At 62.3% G+C, this 15,664-nt stretch carries 18 protein-coding genes; 9 read left to right on the top strand and 9 right to left on the bottom strand.

The genetic code is table 11. The features are described 5' to 3' along the window. The first annotated feature begins 109 nt into the window (after nucleotides 1-109). From ACX80M_RS01505 to ACX80M_RS01470, 8 genes are all read left to right on the top strand, one after another. Entirely contained in the window at nucleotides 110-484 is a 375-nt protein-coding gene (locus ACX80M_RS01505) for a TadE family protein (RefSeq protein WP_459308433.1), read from the top strand. Further along, nucleotides 472-1,509, top strand: a complete 1,038-nt coding sequence (locus ACX80M_RS01500) for a pilus assembly protein TadG-related protein (protein WP_459308431.1) — start codon at nucleotides 472-474, stop codon at nucleotides 1,507-1,509. Before ACX80M_RS01505 ends, ACX80M_RS01500 begins: the two co-directional genes overlap by 13 nt. Nucleotides 1,510-1,548: 39 nt before the next feature. Beyond that, on the top strand, nucleotides 1,549-2,307 hold the full coding sequence (gene cpaB / locus ACX80M_RS01495; protein ID WP_459308429.1) for a Flp pilus assembly protein CpaB: 759 nt from the start codon (nucleotides 1,549-1,551) through the stop codon (nucleotides 2,305-2,307). After that, nucleotides 2,304-3,500 (top strand): AAA family ATPase, encoded by a 1,197-nt coding sequence (locus ACX80M_RS01490; protein WP_459308427.1) that lies wholly within the window; start codon nucleotides 2,304-2,306, stop codon nucleotides 3,498-3,500. Before cpaB ends, ACX80M_RS01490 begins: the two co-directional genes overlap by 4 nt. Then, nucleotides 3,500-5,017 (top strand): CpaF family protein, encoded by a 1,518-nt coding sequence (locus tag ACX80M_RS01485; RefSeq protein WP_459308425.1) that lies wholly within the window; start codon nucleotides 3,500-3,502, stop codon nucleotides 5,015-5,017. Before ACX80M_RS01490 ends, ACX80M_RS01485 begins: the two co-directional genes overlap by 1 nt. Then, nucleotides 5,014-5,955, top strand: a complete 942-nt coding sequence (locus tag ACX80M_RS01480; protein ID WP_459308423.1) for a type II secretion system F family protein — start codon at nucleotides 5,014-5,016, stop codon at nucleotides 5,953-5,955. Before ACX80M_RS01485 ends, ACX80M_RS01480 begins: the two co-directional genes overlap by 4 nt. 7 nt (nucleotides 5,956-5,962) lie before the next feature. Then, nucleotides 5,963-6,847, top strand: a complete 885-nt coding sequence (locus ACX80M_RS01475; protein ID WP_459308535.1) for a type II secretion system F family protein — start codon at nucleotides 5,963-5,965, stop codon at nucleotides 6,845-6,847. Nucleotides 6,848-6,939: 92 nt separating this feature from the next. Then, nucleotides 6,940-7,404 (top strand): Hpt domain-containing protein, encoded by a 465-nt coding sequence (locus ACX80M_RS01470; RefSeq protein ID WP_459308421.1) that lies wholly within the window; start codon nucleotides 6,940-6,942, stop codon nucleotides 7,402-7,404. Nucleotides 7,405-7,408: 4 nt separating this feature from the next. Here the strand turns inward: ACX80M_RS01470 and ACX80M_RS01465 are convergent, their stop codons facing one another. Then, complete coding sequence (locus ACX80M_RS01465) at nucleotides 7,409-8,212, bottom strand: response regulator transcription factor (protein WP_252598393.1); 804 nt, start codon at nucleotides 8,210-8,212, stop codon at nucleotides 7,409-7,411. A 252-nt stretch (nucleotides 8,213-8,464) separates the two neighbouring features. Between ACX80M_RS01465 and ACX80M_RS01460 the strand changes: the two genes are divergently transcribed. Next, the gene (locus tag ACX80M_RS01460; RefSeq protein ID WP_459308419.1) at nucleotides 8,465-10,132 is read left to right on the top strand and encodes a sensor histidine kinase; all 1,668 of its coding nucleotides are present in this window, start codon (nucleotides 8,465-8,467) and stop codon (nucleotides 10,130-10,132) included. 73 nt (nucleotides 10,133-10,205) lie between these two features. Here ACX80M_RS01460 and ACX80M_RS01455 read toward each other — a convergent pair whose 3' ends face one another. From ACX80M_RS01455 to ACX80M_RS01420, 8 genes are all read right to left on the bottom strand, one after another. Continuing rightward, nucleotides 10,206-11,099, bottom strand: a complete 894-nt coding sequence (locus ACX80M_RS01455) for a tRNA pseudouridine synthase A (protein ID WP_252598395.1) — start codon at nucleotides 11,097-11,099, stop codon at nucleotides 10,206-10,208. A 32-nt stretch (nucleotides 11,100-11,131) separates the two neighbouring features. Then, complete coding sequence (rplQ, locus tag ACX80M_RS01450; RefSeq protein WP_459308416.1) at nucleotides 11,132-11,815, bottom strand: 50S ribosomal protein L17, sunset domain variant; 684 nt, start codon at nucleotides 11,813-11,815, stop codon at nucleotides 11,132-11,134. A 77-nt stretch (nucleotides 11,816-11,892) separates the two neighbouring features. Beyond that, complete coding sequence (locus ACX80M_RS01445; protein ID WP_056344331.1) at nucleotides 11,893-12,903, bottom strand: DNA-directed RNA polymerase subunit alpha; 1,011 nt, start codon at nucleotides 12,901-12,903, stop codon at nucleotides 11,893-11,895. 132 nt (nucleotides 12,904-13,035) lie between these two features. Next, nucleotides 13,036-13,437, bottom strand: coding sequence for a 30S ribosomal protein S11 (gene rpsK, locus ACX80M_RS01440; protein ID WP_018769149.1), 402 nt, complete (start codon nucleotides 13,435-13,437; stop codon nucleotides 13,036-13,038). Nucleotides 13,438-13,488: 51 nt separating this feature from the next. Further along, nucleotides 13,489-13,863: a 30S ribosomal protein S13 gene (gene rpsM / locus ACX80M_RS01435; protein WP_028275004.1), complete on the bottom strand. Its 375-nt coding sequence runs from the start codon at nucleotides 13,861-13,863 to the stop codon at nucleotides 13,489-13,491. A 176-nt stretch (nucleotides 13,864-14,039) separates the two neighbouring features. Beyond that, nucleotides 14,040-14,153 (bottom strand): 50S ribosomal protein L36, encoded by a 114-nt coding sequence (gene rpmJ / locus ACX80M_RS01430; RefSeq protein ID WP_009358722.1) that lies wholly within the window; start codon nucleotides 14,151-14,153, stop codon nucleotides 14,040-14,042. A gap of 69 nt (nucleotides 14,154-14,222) precedes the next feature. Next, a complete protein-coding gene (infA, locus tag ACX80M_RS01425; protein ID WP_009358723.1) occupies nucleotides 14,223-14,444 on the bottom strand; it encodes a translation initiation factor IF-1 in 222 nt (73 codons plus the stop codon). A 179-nt stretch (nucleotides 14,445-14,623) separates the two neighbouring features. Next, nucleotides 14,624-15,586, bottom strand: a complete 963-nt coding sequence (locus tag ACX80M_RS01420; protein ID WP_459308412.1) for a P1 family peptidase — start codon at nucleotides 15,584-15,586, stop codon at nucleotides 14,624-14,626. Between the last annotated feature and the right edge of the window lie 78 nt (nucleotides 15,587-15,664).

Raw genomic sequence — 15,664 nt, 5'->3', positions numbered from 1 at the left:
AACCCACTCAAAACCGTTGTGCGGTGCAGTCCTAAACCTGCGCCGCACAACCTGTTTTCGCTGTTCGAACACACGCGGTTGACCAGAAGACAAGAGAGGCACGCAGAGAATGCTCGAGCCATCCGAACGCGGGGCAGCGGCCGTTGAGTTCGCGATACTGCTTCCTGTGCTCCTCCTGCTTGTCCTTGGAACCATAGAATTCGGCCGGGCCTACAACTCCCAGATCACTCTCACGAACGCGGGCCGAGAAGGAGTGCGGGTCATGGCGATTGCCAATGACCCCGTTGCCGCCAAGGCAGCAGCCAAGAACGCTGCAGCGTCGGTCAGCACAACGATCTCGGATTCAGACATCACCTTGAGCACTGATGTTTGCAGCACGGGGAGCCAGGTCACCCTCACCATCAAGTACAACTTGTCCACCATCACCGGCATCGCGGGCCCCTTCCCGATGACAGGCAAGGGAGTTATGCTGTGCGGCGGCTGACCGGGAACAACGAAAACGAGCGCGGCGCCCTCAGCGTCATCATTGCAATCCTCATGGTGACTCTCCTCGGCTTCGTGGCGATCGCCGTCGACGTGGGCGTCATTTACTCAGAACGCGCGCAGCTGCAAAGCGGCGCGGACGCCTCCGCCATTGCACTGGCCCAGAAATGCGCCCGCCAGGCCAGCAGTGAATCTTGTTCCACGACGTCGACGCTCGCCACCAGTCTCGCCAACCAGAACGCCCTCGATGGCATGAGCACGGTCCACTCTATTGCACTCGATAAGACCGCCCGGACCGTATCGGTGACCACGTCCGCGAAGGAAGCCGGCGGCGTGGATAACTCGGTGTCCCTCTTCTTCGCGGACATCTTGGGAGTGCCCACCAAAGAGGTCGGCGCACGGTCCTCCGCCGTTTGGGGAAGCCCAAAGGCTGGACGCACCGCCTTCCCCCTCGCATTTTCCATTTGCCAGGTTAAGGACAACATCGGCGCCGGGCTGCAGTTGCTCCAGGAACACGGCAAGAACGCCAACGCGGACTGCAACTACGGCCCGTCCGGAGCAGCAGTGCAGGGCGGTTTCGGCTGGTTAGTCCAGGACACAGGCGCCTGCGGCGGCACCATTGACCTCGCGGTTAGTGAAGGCGGCAGCGACCCCGGCAACAACGCTCCTGGAAACTGCTCAACCGAGCTCAACCGCTGGGCAAGTGAAATAACAGCCGGGCGCGACGTCATCATCCTCCTGCCCGTTTTCAATAAGGTCACCGGAACCGGTGCCGGTGCCATTTACGGAATGGTGTCATTTGCCGCTTACAAGGTATCCGGCTGGAAGTTTAGCGGCAGCACGGGTTTGCCCTACGAGTTCCAAAGTGAGGGATCTACGACAACGGGCGTCACCACCGCGACCGAATGCAAGGGCGAGTGCCGCGGAGTTATCGGCAGCTTCGTCAAGTATGTGTCCCTCGCGGATGGTTACACTCTCGGGCCCGTGGACGAATACGGCGCCACCATCGCCCGCATGACCCTATAGTCCACTCGCACCCGCCGATCCCCAACCCAGGAGTAAAAAGTGAAGTCTCGACTGCTGGCAGGAACGGCTGCGATTGCGTTGGCGATCGTGGGCGCACTTCTCATCATCTTCTATGCGCAGGGGGCCGACCAGCGTGCCATGGCGACGATGGAGCCAGTGAACGTCCTCGTGGTCAAGGCAGCAATTCCCGCCGGAACCCCCGTTAACGAGATGGCCGCCTCTCTCGTCATCGAGCAGGTTCCCGCCGCCGGCGTCGCCGACACTGCGCTCAGCAACCTGGACAACTCCGCCGGCACTGTCAGTGCCGTACCCCTCGTCCCGGGTGAGCAGCTCCTCGCCGAACGGCTCGTCGCCCCGGAACAAGTCAAACGTGAGGGCGCCCTGAAAGTCCCGGCCGGCTTCCAGGAAGTCTCCTTCGAAGTGGAGCCGAAGAGGGTTGTCGGAGGACGCATCGACGTCGGCGACCACGTCGGGTTTTTCCTCTCGTTCGAGAAGGGAGCCTTCAAGGCCAAACCCGAAGATGAAACTACACAGCTAACGGTCCACAAGGCTCTGGTCACTGCAGTCCAGCGCGCGCCGCAGACCACGCCAGCCGAAAAGCCTGCGGAAGGCGCACCCGACCCGCAGGACACCACCCTTCCGGAGGGCTCGCTCATGCTCACCGTCGCGGTCAACGACGTCGACGCCGGCAAGATCGTTTTCGCCTCCGAGTTCGGCCGCATCTGGCTCACCAAGGAACCTCTTGACGCCCAGGACAACGGACCCCGCATCGAGCGCAAGGAAGTGGTGCACAAGTGAGCCGCTTTGTCCTCCTCTCCCCCAACACAGATTTCGACCGCAAAATTCGCCAGGCCGTAGCGAACGGAATCCGGGGCACGGTGCAGACCATCGCCTCGGACATCCTCCCAGCCGGCCCGCAGGAACTCTTTGCCCTCCTCAACCAGGAGCAGCCCGAGGTTCTCATCATCGGGCCGGATGTTTCCGCTGATGAAGCGTTGCGTTTTGCAAAGGTCTTCGACGTCCAGCTGCCGGGGCTCAGTATCGTCCTCGTCAGCGATGCCGATCCGTCCGTCCTTCTCCACGCAATGCGCGCGGGTATCCGGGACATTATGAGCCCCAGCGCCGATGCCGCTGAGATTCGCGTCCTACTGGAACATGCCTGCCAGTCCTTCGCGACCCGAAACCGCACTCTGGATGCACCGCCGGCCGAAAATGCCGGCAAGGGACTGGTGGTCGGAGTATTCTCCCCCAAGGGTGGCGTGGGCAAGACCACCCTTGCCACTAACATCGCCATCGGGCTTGGCCAGATCGCACCCATGAGCGTTGTCATCGTTGACCTGGACCTCCAGTTCGGCGATGTCGCCTCCGGCCTGTACCTCAATCCCGAGCACACCATCACGGACGCCGTGACACCGGCCGCAGCGCAGGACTCCCTTGTCCTTAAGGCCTTCCTGACCGTCCATCCGGCCGGTATCTACGCTCTCTGTGCGCCGCCAACCCCGGTGGATGCAGACCACATCACGCCCGATCAGATCACGCACTTGCTTGAGCAGCTGGCCAGGGAGTTCCAGTACGTGGTCCTGGACACCGCACCCGGTCTCCCCGAGATCGGGATTGCGGCCATGGAACAGTGCACCGATGTGGTGTGGGTGAGTGCCATGGACATCCCCAGCCTCCGCGGCCTGCGGTCCGGCTTGGAAGTCCTCCGGCAATTGGAAATCACGCCAGAGTCACGGCATGTAGTCCTGAACATGGCTGATGCTAAAGCAGGCCTGACCGTCCAGGACGTCGAGTCCACCATCGGCGCTCCCGTGGACATCAGCATCCCGCGTTCCCGCGCCGTTGCGCTTTCCACCAATCGGGGCATCCCCGTCCTGCAGGAATCCAAAAAGGATCCCGCTGTCAAAAGCCTCAAGCAGCTGGTTGAACGCTTCAACCCCGCTTGGCGGACCCAGGCCCAGCGCAAGCTTCACCGAAGGGTGGTCATCTAATGAAACTCTCCGACCGGATCAACGCAGTCCAGGACAGGAACCAGGCCGCGCACCCTGCGCTCCCCGTGAGCCCTGCCGTCAAAGGCACGACGCCGGTCCGCACCACCGTACCCCAGCGTGCGGTGTCCGCGACGAGGGTGGAGGAATCCGCTGGATTGCACCCAGCCGCGGTCGTACCTTCACCAGCCACTGCATCGGAACCGGCGGCCCAGACACCCAAGTCAAAACCGGTGGATGTCTTTGCTGCGATGAAACTGCGTGCCGCGAACGCCCTCTTTGAACGGATGGGTACGCGGTTCAACGATACGTCAGTGACAGAACACGAGCTCCGGAGCACTGCTAAGGAAGAGCTCACCAAGATCATTGATGCGGAACAGGTTCCGCTGTCCGCGGAGGAACGCATCCGGCTGGTCCGCGATGTCGCCGACGACGTCCTCGGTTATGGCCCGCTGCAGCGGTTGCTGGACGATCCGGCCGTCACGGAAATCATGGTCAACCGGATGGACCAGATCTACGTGGAACGCAAAGGCAAGCTCATCCTTACCGAATCGCGCTTCAGCTCTGAGGAGCACCTGCGCAAGGTCATTGAGCGCATCGTGTCCAAGGTGGGGCGCCGGATCGACGAGTCGTCCCCGCTGGTGGATGCCCGGCTCGAGGACGGCTCACGCGTCAACGCCGTCATCCCGCCCCTGGCCGTTGGCGGATCATCGCTGACGATCCGAAAATTCAGCAAGGTACCCCTTACGGTCCGCAACCTGATTGACTTCGGCACACTGACCCCGGAGATGGCTGAACTGCTGGACGCGTGCGTGAAAGCCAAGCTGAACATCATCGTGTCCGGCGGCACCGGAACCGGCAAGACCACGCTGCTTAATGTCCTGTCCTCGTTCCTTCCGGGAGACGAGCGGATCGTGACCATCGAGGACGCCGTGGAGCTGCAGATCCAGCAGCAGCACGTGGTCAGGCTTGAAAGCCGTCCGCCCAACACGGAAGGCAAAGGCGAGGTGACCATCCGCGAATTGCTGCGCAACTCCCTGCGTATGCGGCCGGATCGCATCGTGGTGGGTGAGGTCCGCGGTGGTGAATCCCTTGACATGCTGCAGGCCATGAACACTGGCCACGATGGGTCTCTTTCCACGGTGCACTCCAACTCGCCCCGCGACGCCGTCGCCCGTCTGGAAACGCTGGTGCTTATGGCCGGCATGGACCTGCCGTTGCGGGCCATCCGTGAACAGATCGCGTCCGCCGTGAACCTTATTGTCCAGATCTCGCGCCTGCGGGATGGGTCCCGGCGCATCACTCATGTGACTGAGGTTCAGGGCATGGAAGGGGACATCGTGACACTCCAGGACGCGTTCGTGTTCGATTACTCTGCGGGGGTGGACGCCCACGGCCGGTTCCTCGGCAAGCCGGTCGCCACCGGCATCCGGCCGCGGTTCATTGACCGGTTCGAAGATCTCGGCATCCACGTCTCACCGGCGGTGTTTGCCGGTTCTCTCTCCCCGGTCGCGAAATGACCATCGTGACACTGTACGTGGGGATCGTCGTCCTGCTGGCGGCGATCAGCCTCCTCAGCCTCGCGGTACTGGCCCCCGGCACCCCCGAGGTGCCGATGGACCGCCGTCGTCCGTTCGAAACGAACCCGCCGACCACGTTGACGCGCCTCGCGGCCTCTGCCGTGGCCTCCTTCGAGCGGATGTTAGGGGGACGCGCCGTTCAGCTCTTCTCCCGTGCGCAGCTTGAAAACGCCGGTCTCCGGTTGAGCCAGGCAGAGTTCTTCATTCTGGTGGCGGCCGGCGCTTGTGTGGGATTCCTCGTAGGCATCGTGACCGTCGGGCCCCTCATAGGGTTGCTTCTGGCGATGCTGTCGCCCTTCGTAGGGCATCTCGTGCTGAATTATCTGGCGGGGAAGCGGCGGGCTAAGTTTGATGCCCAGCTTGGCGATTCGCTTCAGCTCCTCTCCGGCGGACTGCGCGCAGGTCACAGTATCCTCCGCGCGATCGACGCAGCCGCGGCGGAGTCGCAGAAACCGACGTCGGAAGAGATGCGGCGTGTGATCACTGAGACGAGCCTTGGCCGTGACCTGCTGGCAGCCCTCAACGACACCGCTCTCCGGATGAAGAACGAGGACTTCGTGTGGGTCTCCCAAGCAATCCAGATCAACCGCGAGGTGGGCGGCAACCTCGCGGAGGTCCTGGACCAAGTGAACGAGACCATCCGGGAACGAGGCGAGATCAAGGGCCATATCAAGGCGCTTGCCGCGGAAGGAAAGTTCTCCGCCTACATTCTCATTGCCATGCCGTTCGGCATTGTGCTTATGCTCATGACACTGAACCCCGGCTACATGAATCCAATGTTCAGCCATCCCTTGGGCTGGGCCATGCTGGGTGCCTCGTTTGTCCTTATGACCATCGGCTCGCTGTGGATGCGCAAGATCATCGACCTGAAGTTTTGAGGACATGATGAACCCCCTGATACTCCTCTCCGTGGTCCTGGTCTGCGTTCCCGTGGCCGCGATGGCCTGGTCAGTCCTGACAGCCGATCCGAAGGGCCGGGTAGTAACCGCCGAGCTCCTCAGCCGTGGCGCCGCACTCTCAGGCTCAGTACCCGAGCCCAAGACAGGCTTGCTCGAATCCATCGGGCGGCGGCTGACTCCGCCCGCTTACGTCGCATTCCTAGACAGGCTCCTTTCGCTGGCAGGACGGCCGGTATCGATGCCGCTGGAAAAGGTTCTTGCCGCCAAGATTGCCCTTGGCATAGCCGGCGCATCCCTCGGCCTTTACCTGAGCGCCGTCGGCAGCACGCCCATCATGAAGCTCGCGGGCATCTTCCTGCTCTTCCTGGGTTATTTCATCCCGGACCTGATGCTCTACAGCAAGGGCATGGAGCGCCAGAAGGCCATGCAGCTGGAACTGGCCAACACCCTGGACCAGATGCTGATCTCGGTGGAGGCGGGCCTTGGGTTCGAAGGGGCCATGGCCCGCGCCGGCGAAAACGGCAATGGGCCACTGGCCGACGAACTGGTCCGCACCCTGCAGGACATGCAGGTGGGCCGCAGCCGGCGTGAGTCGTACCAGGCACTGGCCGAGCGGACCAACATCCCGGAGCTGAGGAGCTTTGTCCAGGCAGTGGTCCAGGCAGATACCTATGGCATCGCCATCAGCCGGGTGCTGCGGATCCAGGCCAAGGTGATGCGCGTAAAACGCCGCCAACGTGCCGAGGAAAAGGCCATGAAACTCCCCGTAATGATCCTTTTTCCCCTGCTGTTCTTTATTTTTCCCGTGCTCTTCATCGCCATTCTGGGGCCGGCGGTTATCAACGCGGTTGTCACATTCAGCGGGCAATGACGGCAGATACGTCAAGTCAAGGATGACTCAAGGTTTCCACAGGTTCTACTCAAAACGGACTCACAAGTAACTACAGAAAGTAGCCTTGAAGCATGGATAGTCCACGACTCACCTCCAGCAGCGGGGGTGTCCCTGCCGAACCGTCGGCTGCGGGGGCTGCTGCGGGCGTGGGCGCTGGCCTGCCGATGATGGGCGAAGAGCCAGCGCGCTGGGTCGAACCGGACATCCTGGCAGAGCTGGAAGCAGAACTGGACGGCCCCGAACTTGCCCTTGGATTCGCCCGCGATTACGCGTCTTTGTGGGACCAGCGCTTCAGCCGGCTGGCGGCAGCGGTCCACACCGAGGACCGCCCCATTGCTTTGGACGCCGTCATCAGCCTGCGGATCGCTTCAGCCATGGTGGGCGGGATCCGTTTGTCAGTCCTGGCTCAAGCACTGGAGGATGCCATCCGCCGCAGCGACTTCGTCCAAGGCCAGGCACTGCTGGCAACGCTGGCCGAGCACGGAGTGCATACAGTCTCAGAACTCCAGACGAACTACATCCTGAAAAACGACTAACCCTTCAGTGACCAGCCCCCGGCCAGCCCTGCAGGTCGGTCCTTGTTGGTGCGAGCCGGTAGCCCACTCCCCGCACAGTCTGAAGCCAGCGCGGTGACTGCGGATCCTCCCGGAGCTTACGGCGCAGGTTGCCGACGTGGACCTCAACAGCCCGTTCGTCGGCCTCACTGATATAGGCATCCGGCTCGTAAAGGTCACCGCGGACTGCTCGCACCAGATCGGACCGCGTACACACCTCCCCCTCGCCGCGGAGCAAAGTGTGCAGGAGGTCGAACTCGCTGCGCGTGAGCCCAAGGTTGACCTCTCCAATCACCACCGTGCGGGTCCGGTAGTTCAGAATGAGCCCGTTGTGCTGGAGAACTCCCGTGTGGGTGAAGCTCGCCGGCGCGGCCGGAGGCTCGGCCCATGTAGCCGCCTGGGGTGGACTGGCGACCTCATGGCGCGGCCTGCGCATCATGGCCGCCACCCTGGCCCGAAGTTCACGCGGCCTGAAGGGCTTCGCAATGTAGTCGTCCGCACCGGCGTTCAGGGCCGAGAGCAGATCGGGTTCCTCGGTCCGGCCGGTCAGCATTACTACATAGGCATCACTGAAATTCCGGATGCGCCGCAGGACCTCAAAACCGTCAATGTCCGGAAGGCCGATGTCCAGCGTGACCACCTGGGCCTTGTTATGTCGCACCACCTCAACGCCCTCCCGCCCCTCGGCGGCGGTATGGACCTCAAACCCGGCCTGACGGAGGATCCCCTCAAGGAGGTTCCGCACATCGGCGTCGTCCTCGATTACTACTGCTACCCCAAGATCTTCCATGTCTATCCCCGATGCCAGGTGGAAGAGGCCCCCATCAGCCCAGCGCCAATCCCTCATCCACTCCAACTCTCTATACGGTACAAGTATGAACGTCGGATGACACGCCTTCCCGCGTTTAGTTTTGGAAAGTCAATTACCATGACAACACATGCATATCCGGATTCTGAAGATAGACCGCGTCAGCCTTCAGATATTCGGTTGCATCAATTCATTGGGGACGGAATGGGGGCCGTCAGAAAAGGTGGAGATCCTATGCCCATACGTCCCTCGCCCCGGGCGGTGGCGCTCTATTTCAAAAAACTTGGCCCCCGGACCCAGGTTGCTTTGTGCCAGCTTCCGCTGTCGCTCATTGTCACCATCCTCGGCGTGATGACACCCTTCACCTGGCCATCTCTGCTGGTCAGTCCCCTCTACATGGCTGCAATCGCCCTTCATCTCATTCTTTTCGTGGCCTGTTTCCTCACTCCCTGGGAGCGCCTGCACCATAGCTCCTACCTGTTAATTCCGGTTCTTGACCTGCTGGCGATCGCGCTGCTGCGCAACGGAGCCGCGCCCCTTCTGCCGGGCCTGGCAATTCTGGTCGTCTTTCCGGTCATCTGGTTGGCCGCTTCCGGCATCATGGTCCGCACAAGCCTCGTGCTCAGCGCAGTAGGGCCACTGCTGATCATGCTCCCGTCAACGGTTGGAAAACTCCCCAACCTCACGGCAGCGGATATCACTTCACTGATCCTATTTCCACTCATGATGCTCGCCGTCTCGCTCGCAATCCGGTTCGCCAGCGTCAATATGCGCGTCCAGCAGCGCGAGCTGCAGGCCATGGGCGAGGAACTGCGGGAGCTGCTCGCCGCGAGCCGGGAACGCGAGAAACTCCTGATGACCATCCTGGACGCCACCGACGTCGGCATTGTTGCCGTCGATTCGAACGGTGACCAGCTGCTGGCCAACAACATGATGCGCCGGTGGCAGCAGGCTGCAGCACCCGCCGGCGTCGTGCCTGCCGACCACAGCGAACAGCGGGTCTTCGCCCAGGACAAAGTGACTCCACTCCCGCCGGACAAGCGTCCCCTCCAGCGCGCCATCGAGGGTGAATCGTTCGCGGACTATCTCGTCTGGATCGGCGATGTCCCGCAGCAGCGCGCTGTGTCCACAGCCGCCAGGCCCTTAATGGACGACGACGGCCGCCTCACCGGAGCGGTGGTCGTCTACAGCGACGTGACGGGGCTGGTTGAAGCCATGGCCGCGAACGAGGAACTTGTCTCGAACGTGTCCCACGAATTCCGGTCGCCGCTGAATTCCATCCTGGGCAACATCGACCTGGTCCTCGAGGACAGCGACGGGCTCTCCGCCCTCACGTTCCAACGCCTGGACGTGGTGCAGCGCAACTCCGAACGGCTGCTTGCCCTGGTCTCGGACCTGACGCTCGAGGCGTCCGCCGCCCTGAACGTCCACCCGAAACGCACGGACATTTCCGGCCTCGTCGAGACCAGCATCGGCTCAGCCCAGGCGCACGCGGAGCGGTCAGCCGTAGTCCTCGTGGCCGATGTTCCCTCCCCGCTTTGGGCCTATGCAGACCCGCTGCGGATCGGGCAGGCACTGGACAATCTGGTGTCGAACGCCATCAAGTACTCACCCGACGGCGGCACGGTGACCATCAGCGCTTCCGGAACCGAGGGGTGGGTGAAGCTTGTCGTGCAGGACACCGGGATAGGCATGGCGCCGGAGGATACGGCCAAGGTTTTCAGCCGGTTCTTCCGCGCCGAGTCGGCCCGGGACGCTGCCATTCCGGGAGCCGGACTGGGCCTGTCGATCACCAAGACCATCCTGGAACGCCACGGCGGTGCCATCGCCTGCGCCAGCGACTTAGGCGGCGGCAGCACCTTCACAATGACCCTGCCCACCCCTTCATCGATTGCTCCGTAGAAGCCCTTTTCGAGGCCCAAAAGGGCGCTCACGGGGCAGTCGATGGGGTCAGGGGCTCGACCACCGGACCGGACTAGTGCTTGCGGACTGCCCTTGTCAGCTCGGCACGGGCCAGCATCTCGTCGTCTGACGGGTAGGCCACTTCTTCAAGGACCAGAGGGTGCGGGGCGGCCAGGACGGACTTGGCGTCACGCTTCTTGGCCAGCAGCCGCTCATGCAGCCACCCCGGCTCCTCGATGCCCTCCCCCACGAACAGCGCCGAACCAACCAGGGAGCGCACCATGTTGTGGCAGAAAGCATCGGCCTGGACGGTGGCCACAATAACGCCGTCCTCACCGCGGTGGAATTCGAACCGCTGCAGCTCGCGGACGGTGGTGGCACCCTCCCGCGGCTTGCAGTAGGACAGGAAGTTCTGCAGCCCCAGCAGCTGCGCTGCACCTTCGTTCAGCAGGTCCACGTCCAGGGGGCATTGGTGCCAAAGCGTGAAGTACCGTTCGAGCGGATCCCAAAGGGCAGGACCGTCCGCGATGCGGTAGCTGTAGCGCCGCCACAGCGCAGAGAAGCGGGCGTCAAACCCCACAGGCGCCAAGGACACCAGGTGAACCTCGATGGCACCGGTCAGGTCGCCCAGCCCCCTGCTGAGGGCACCGCGAATCCGCCGTTGGAACGCGACGGCGGGATCCAGTTCGTGCCCGCGCGGCAGCTTCAGCCACTCGGCCTCGGTCAGGTCCAGGTGGACCACCTGGCCGCGGGCGTGCACGCCCGCGTCGGTACGCCCCGCCACCGTGACCCGGATGGGCCGGCGGATCAACAGCGCCAGCGCCTCTTCCAGGATGCCCTGGACGGTCCGCAATCCCGGCTGCACTGCCCACCCGTTGAAGGGGCCGCCGTCGTACGATAAATCAAACCGGACACGCAAAAACCCGCCGCCCCCCAAAACGGGGGCAGCGGGTTTTTGGTCGTTCATAGACCTAAGTCTACTGGAGCGTCAGCGCCTGATTACTCAGCTTCGACGGCCTGCGCAGCATCGCCGCCGGCAGGCACGAAGCCTGCGGCTGCAGCGGACTCTGCAGAGTCGAACCAGACTTCAGCAACCGTGGCGTCGTACCAGCGTGAGCCGGGGACGTGGTACTTCATGGAGTCCTCGTTGCCCTTGACCTCGAAGCCCTCAGGGGCGACGTTGTCAGCCGTAGCAGGCTTGGAGCCGGCGTACTTGGCTTCAGCAGCTTCGGTCTCGGCAGCTTCGGTTTCGACAGGCTCAGCAACCGGAGCAGCCTTGGCGGCAGCCTGAGTAGCCTCGGCCACAACAGCCTGCTTGGCGGAAACCGGCTCGAGAACCAGTTCGATGACAGCCATGGGAGCGTTGTCGCCCTTGCGGTTGCCGATCTTGGTGATGCGGGTGTAGCCGCCGTCGCGGTTCTCCACTGCCTGTGCAATGTCGGTGAACAGCTCGTGGACGATGCCCTTGTTGCTGATCAGGCCGAGTACACGGCGGCGGGAAGCCAGGTCGCCACGCTTGGCGAAAGTCACCAGACGCTCGGCGTACGGCTTCAGTCGCTTGGCCTTGGTCACCGTGGTGGTGATCCGCTTGTGCTCGAACAGTGCGGCGGACAGGTTCGCGAGCATAAGACGCTCGTGAGCCGCTCCGCCTCCGAGGCGCGGACCCTTAGCGGGGGTAGGCATAATAGTTTCTCCTCATATGGAAGCCAGTGGGCTGCGCACACCGTGGTGCATCCAGCCAGCCGGCCAAGATCTGTTTGTTAGAGTTCGTCGTCGCCGAAAGCGGCGTCGTCCTCTTCAATTGCTGCGGCGCGTGCTGCGAGGTCAAAACCGGGAGGCGAGTCCTTGAGGGACAGGCCCAGTTCAACCAGCTTTGCCTTGACCTCGTCAATGGACTTCGCACCGAAGTTACGGATGTCCATGAGGTCAGCCTCGGAGCGTGCAACGAGTTCACCCACGGTGTGGATGCCCTCACGCTTGAGGCAGTTGTAGGAACGGACGGTGAGGTCCAGATCCTCGATCGGCAGTGCCATGTCTGCTGCCAGGGCAGCATCCGTCGGCGACGGGCCAATCTCGATACCTTCAGCTGCGGTGTTCAGCTCGCGGGCAAGACCGAAGAGTTCCACCAGGGTGGTACCTGCGGAAGCAACAGCATCGCGCGGGGCGATGGCCTGCTTGGTCTCGACGTCGACAATGAGCTTGTCGAAGTCGGTGCGCTGCTCAACACGGGTTGCTTCCACGCGGAAAGTAACCTTCAGTACCGGCGAGTAGATCGAGTCGACCGGGATACGGCCGATCTCGGAGTCGCCGGACTTGTTCTGAGCTGCCGAAACGTAGCCGCGGCCGCGCTCTATGGTCAGTTCGAGTTCGAACTTGCCCTTCGAGTTCAGCGTGGCAATGTGCAGATCCGGGTTGTGGAATTCGACGCCGGCCGGCGGAGCGATGTCCGCGGCGGTGACGACTCCGGGGCCCTGCTTGCGCAGGTAAGCCACAACCGGCTCATCGTGCTCGGAGGAAACCGACAGGCTCTTGATGTTCAGGATGATCTCAGTGACATCTTCCTTGACACCCGGAACCGTGGTGAACTCGTGCAGCACGCCATCGATCCGGATGCTGGTTACAGCGGCACCGGGGATGGAGGAGAGCAGGGTACGGCGGAGGGAGTTTCCGAGGGTGTAGCCGAAGCCCGGTTCCAGCGGTTCAATGATGAAACGCGAGCGGTTATCGGAGACTACCTCTTCGGAGAGGGTGGGGCGCTGTGCAATGAGCACTTAGGTTTCCTTTCGGCGAGCATCCGCTATATGACGCAACACAGGTGGTGGAAATTCGGTCTGAAGACTTAACGCGGCTGGGCTTGCCCGGACCATTGACGGTCCGGGCAAGCTCAAGCTACTGGAAAAGCCTTAGACGCGGCGGCGCTTCGGCGGACGGCAGCCGTTGTGCGCTGCGGGGGTGACGTCCTGGATGGAGCCAACCTCCAGGCCAGCGGCCTGCAGCGAGCGGATTGCGGTCTCGCGTCCGGAACCCGGTCCCTTGACGAAAACGTCAACCTTGCGCATGCCGTGCTCCTGCGCACGCTTGGCAGCAGCTTCGGCAGCCATCTGGGCTGCGAACGGGGTGGACTTGCGTGAGCCCTTGAAGCCAACCTCACCTGAGGAAGCCCAAGAGATAACAGCGCCGTTCGGGTCCGTGATGGACACGATGGTGTTGTTAAAAGTGCTCTTGATGTGCGCCTGGCCCAGCGCGATATTCTTTTTGTCCTTCTTACGCGGCTTGCGAACCGCGCCACGAGTCTTCGGGGGCATTTTTTCTCCTACAGAAAGTTATTGGGGGAAGACGAGTCAATCCCGAGGGATTTAACGAGCCTTCTTCTTGCCTGCAACGGTGCGCTTCGGACCCTTACGGGTACGTGCGTTCGTCTTCGTACGCTGTCCGCGCACTGGCAGGCCCTTGCGGTGGCGAATACCTTCGTAGCTGCCGATTTCAACCTTGCGGCGGATATCAGCTGCTACTTCGCGGCGAAGGTCACCCTCAACCTTGTAGTTGCCTTCAATGTAGTCACGAAGTTCTACCAGCTGGGCATCGGTGAGGTCCTTAACGCGGACGTCAGCGCTGATGCCAGTGGCAGCCAGGGTTTCGTGTGCACGGGTCTTGCCCACGCCGTAGATGTAAGTAAGCGCAATTTCCAACCGCTTTTCGCGGGGAATGTCTACGCCAGCGAGACGAGCCATAGAGGCAGTGCTCCTTGAATAAACCGGAGGTCGTAGGCAGTACACCCGCACGTTCTGTGCGGCCCCAGCCTCCGACCGGGGGTTAGCTGTCCGGGCTCATACGTCCCAGTTCAGCTTGTGCTGCCTTTTATTTACTTGCGTGGGTTAGCAACCCAGGATTTCCCTCAGGAGGGAAATTAGCCCTGGCGCTGCTTGTGGCGCGGGTTCTCGCAGATCACCATGACCCGGCCATTACGGCGGATCACTTTGCACTTTTCGCAGATCTGCTTGACGCTCGGCTTGACCTTCATGGCATTCCTTTGCGTGTGGCAGTTGGTCAACTGGAGCAGCCGTCAGCTCATGCTGAGGCCGCCCAGAATTTACTTGTAGCGGTAGACGATACGACCCCGAGTGAGGTCATAAGGGCTCAGTTCCACCACTACCCGGTCCTCAGGGAGAATCCTGATGTAGTGCTGGCGCATCTTGCCTGAGATGTGCGCGAGTACGATGTGCTTGTTGGTCAGCTCAACGCGAAACATCGCGTTAGGCAGCGCCTCAGTCACAACGCCTTCGATCTCAATGACCCCGTCCTTCTTGGCCATACCCTCCGCTAACTGTTGTTGCCGCAGCCCTGCCGGATTGCACCGGACATGACCACGAACGTTTTTGTTGGATCGGTTATCGCCTCCGGCCCCAAACAGGGCACAGCTGGGCAGACAACCAACAATCCACTTTACTGTAAGTGGGTAGAAAGTCCAAACCAAATATGAAAGTAGACACCTTACCCGGAAATTGGACTTCCCGAAATCCCGTCGAGGATCGCCAAGCGTACGACGTCGGCTGCCGCACTCTGTAGGGTAATGAGACTCACCTGCCGGGCAGTTTCAGTACTCCGGTCCAAAGCCACCTCACCAGTGGCAAGGCAAAAGACAGTATCCCCATCAGCCAACGTGTGCGACGGATTGAGCGCCCGGGCCAGCCCAGCATGCGCAGCAGAAGCAGTCCGATAGCATTCGGCAGGATCCAAGACAGCGTTTGTCGCCACAACTACAAGTGTCGTGTTGAGCGGCGGTGGGCCGCCATCACGGTCGGCTGGTTCCGGAGCCCGGAAGCGCGCGTCTAAGGGAGGCACGACCGAGCGCGCGGAGGGCTGCGGCTCCTGCCGCCCGTCGACCACAGGAAAGCCCAGTGCGTTCACCACGGCCAACGCCCCCACAACAACGCCGTTCTCAAGCGTGACCGAAGCCGTACCCACCCCACCTTTGAACTGTCCCCGCCCAATGAGAGCTCCGGTGCCGGCACCCACACTGCCGCGTCCGACGTCGTGCCCGTCCGTTTCGGCAGCAGCGGCAACGGTGGCCGCATAGCCCATGTCCGCCGTCGGGCGCGCTGAGAAGTCGCCTCCCCGGCCCAGATCGAAGATGGCGGCGGCGGGAACGATGGGCACCACTCCCCCGGTGACAGCGAAGCCCCGGCCGTTCTCCTCGCACCAACGCTGTGCACCGTGGGCCGAGACGAGCCCGTACGCGCTGCCGCCGGTGAGGACCACTGCGTCCACCGTGGACACCAGCGTGGTGGGATCCAGCGCGTCAGTCTCATGCGTGCCCGGGCCACCGCCCCGGACGTCCACCGACCCGACAGTGCCCCGCGGCGGCAGCACCACGGTGACTCCTGTCAGCCAGCCGTCGCCGGACTTCTGCTCATGGCCAACCCTGATCCCAGGCACATCCGTGATTGCTCCCATGCGATCCATTCTGCGCTATCGCAGTACAGCACTTCCCGCCCGTCAGGCAAACACTATGCAATACTGCAAGCAACACAG

Source organism: Pseudarthrobacter sp. MDT1-22, from assembly GCF_054511035.1.
The sequence above is the reverse complement of the archived record's forward strand: the minus strand, read 5'-3'. Positions and strand labels throughout refer to the sequence as shown.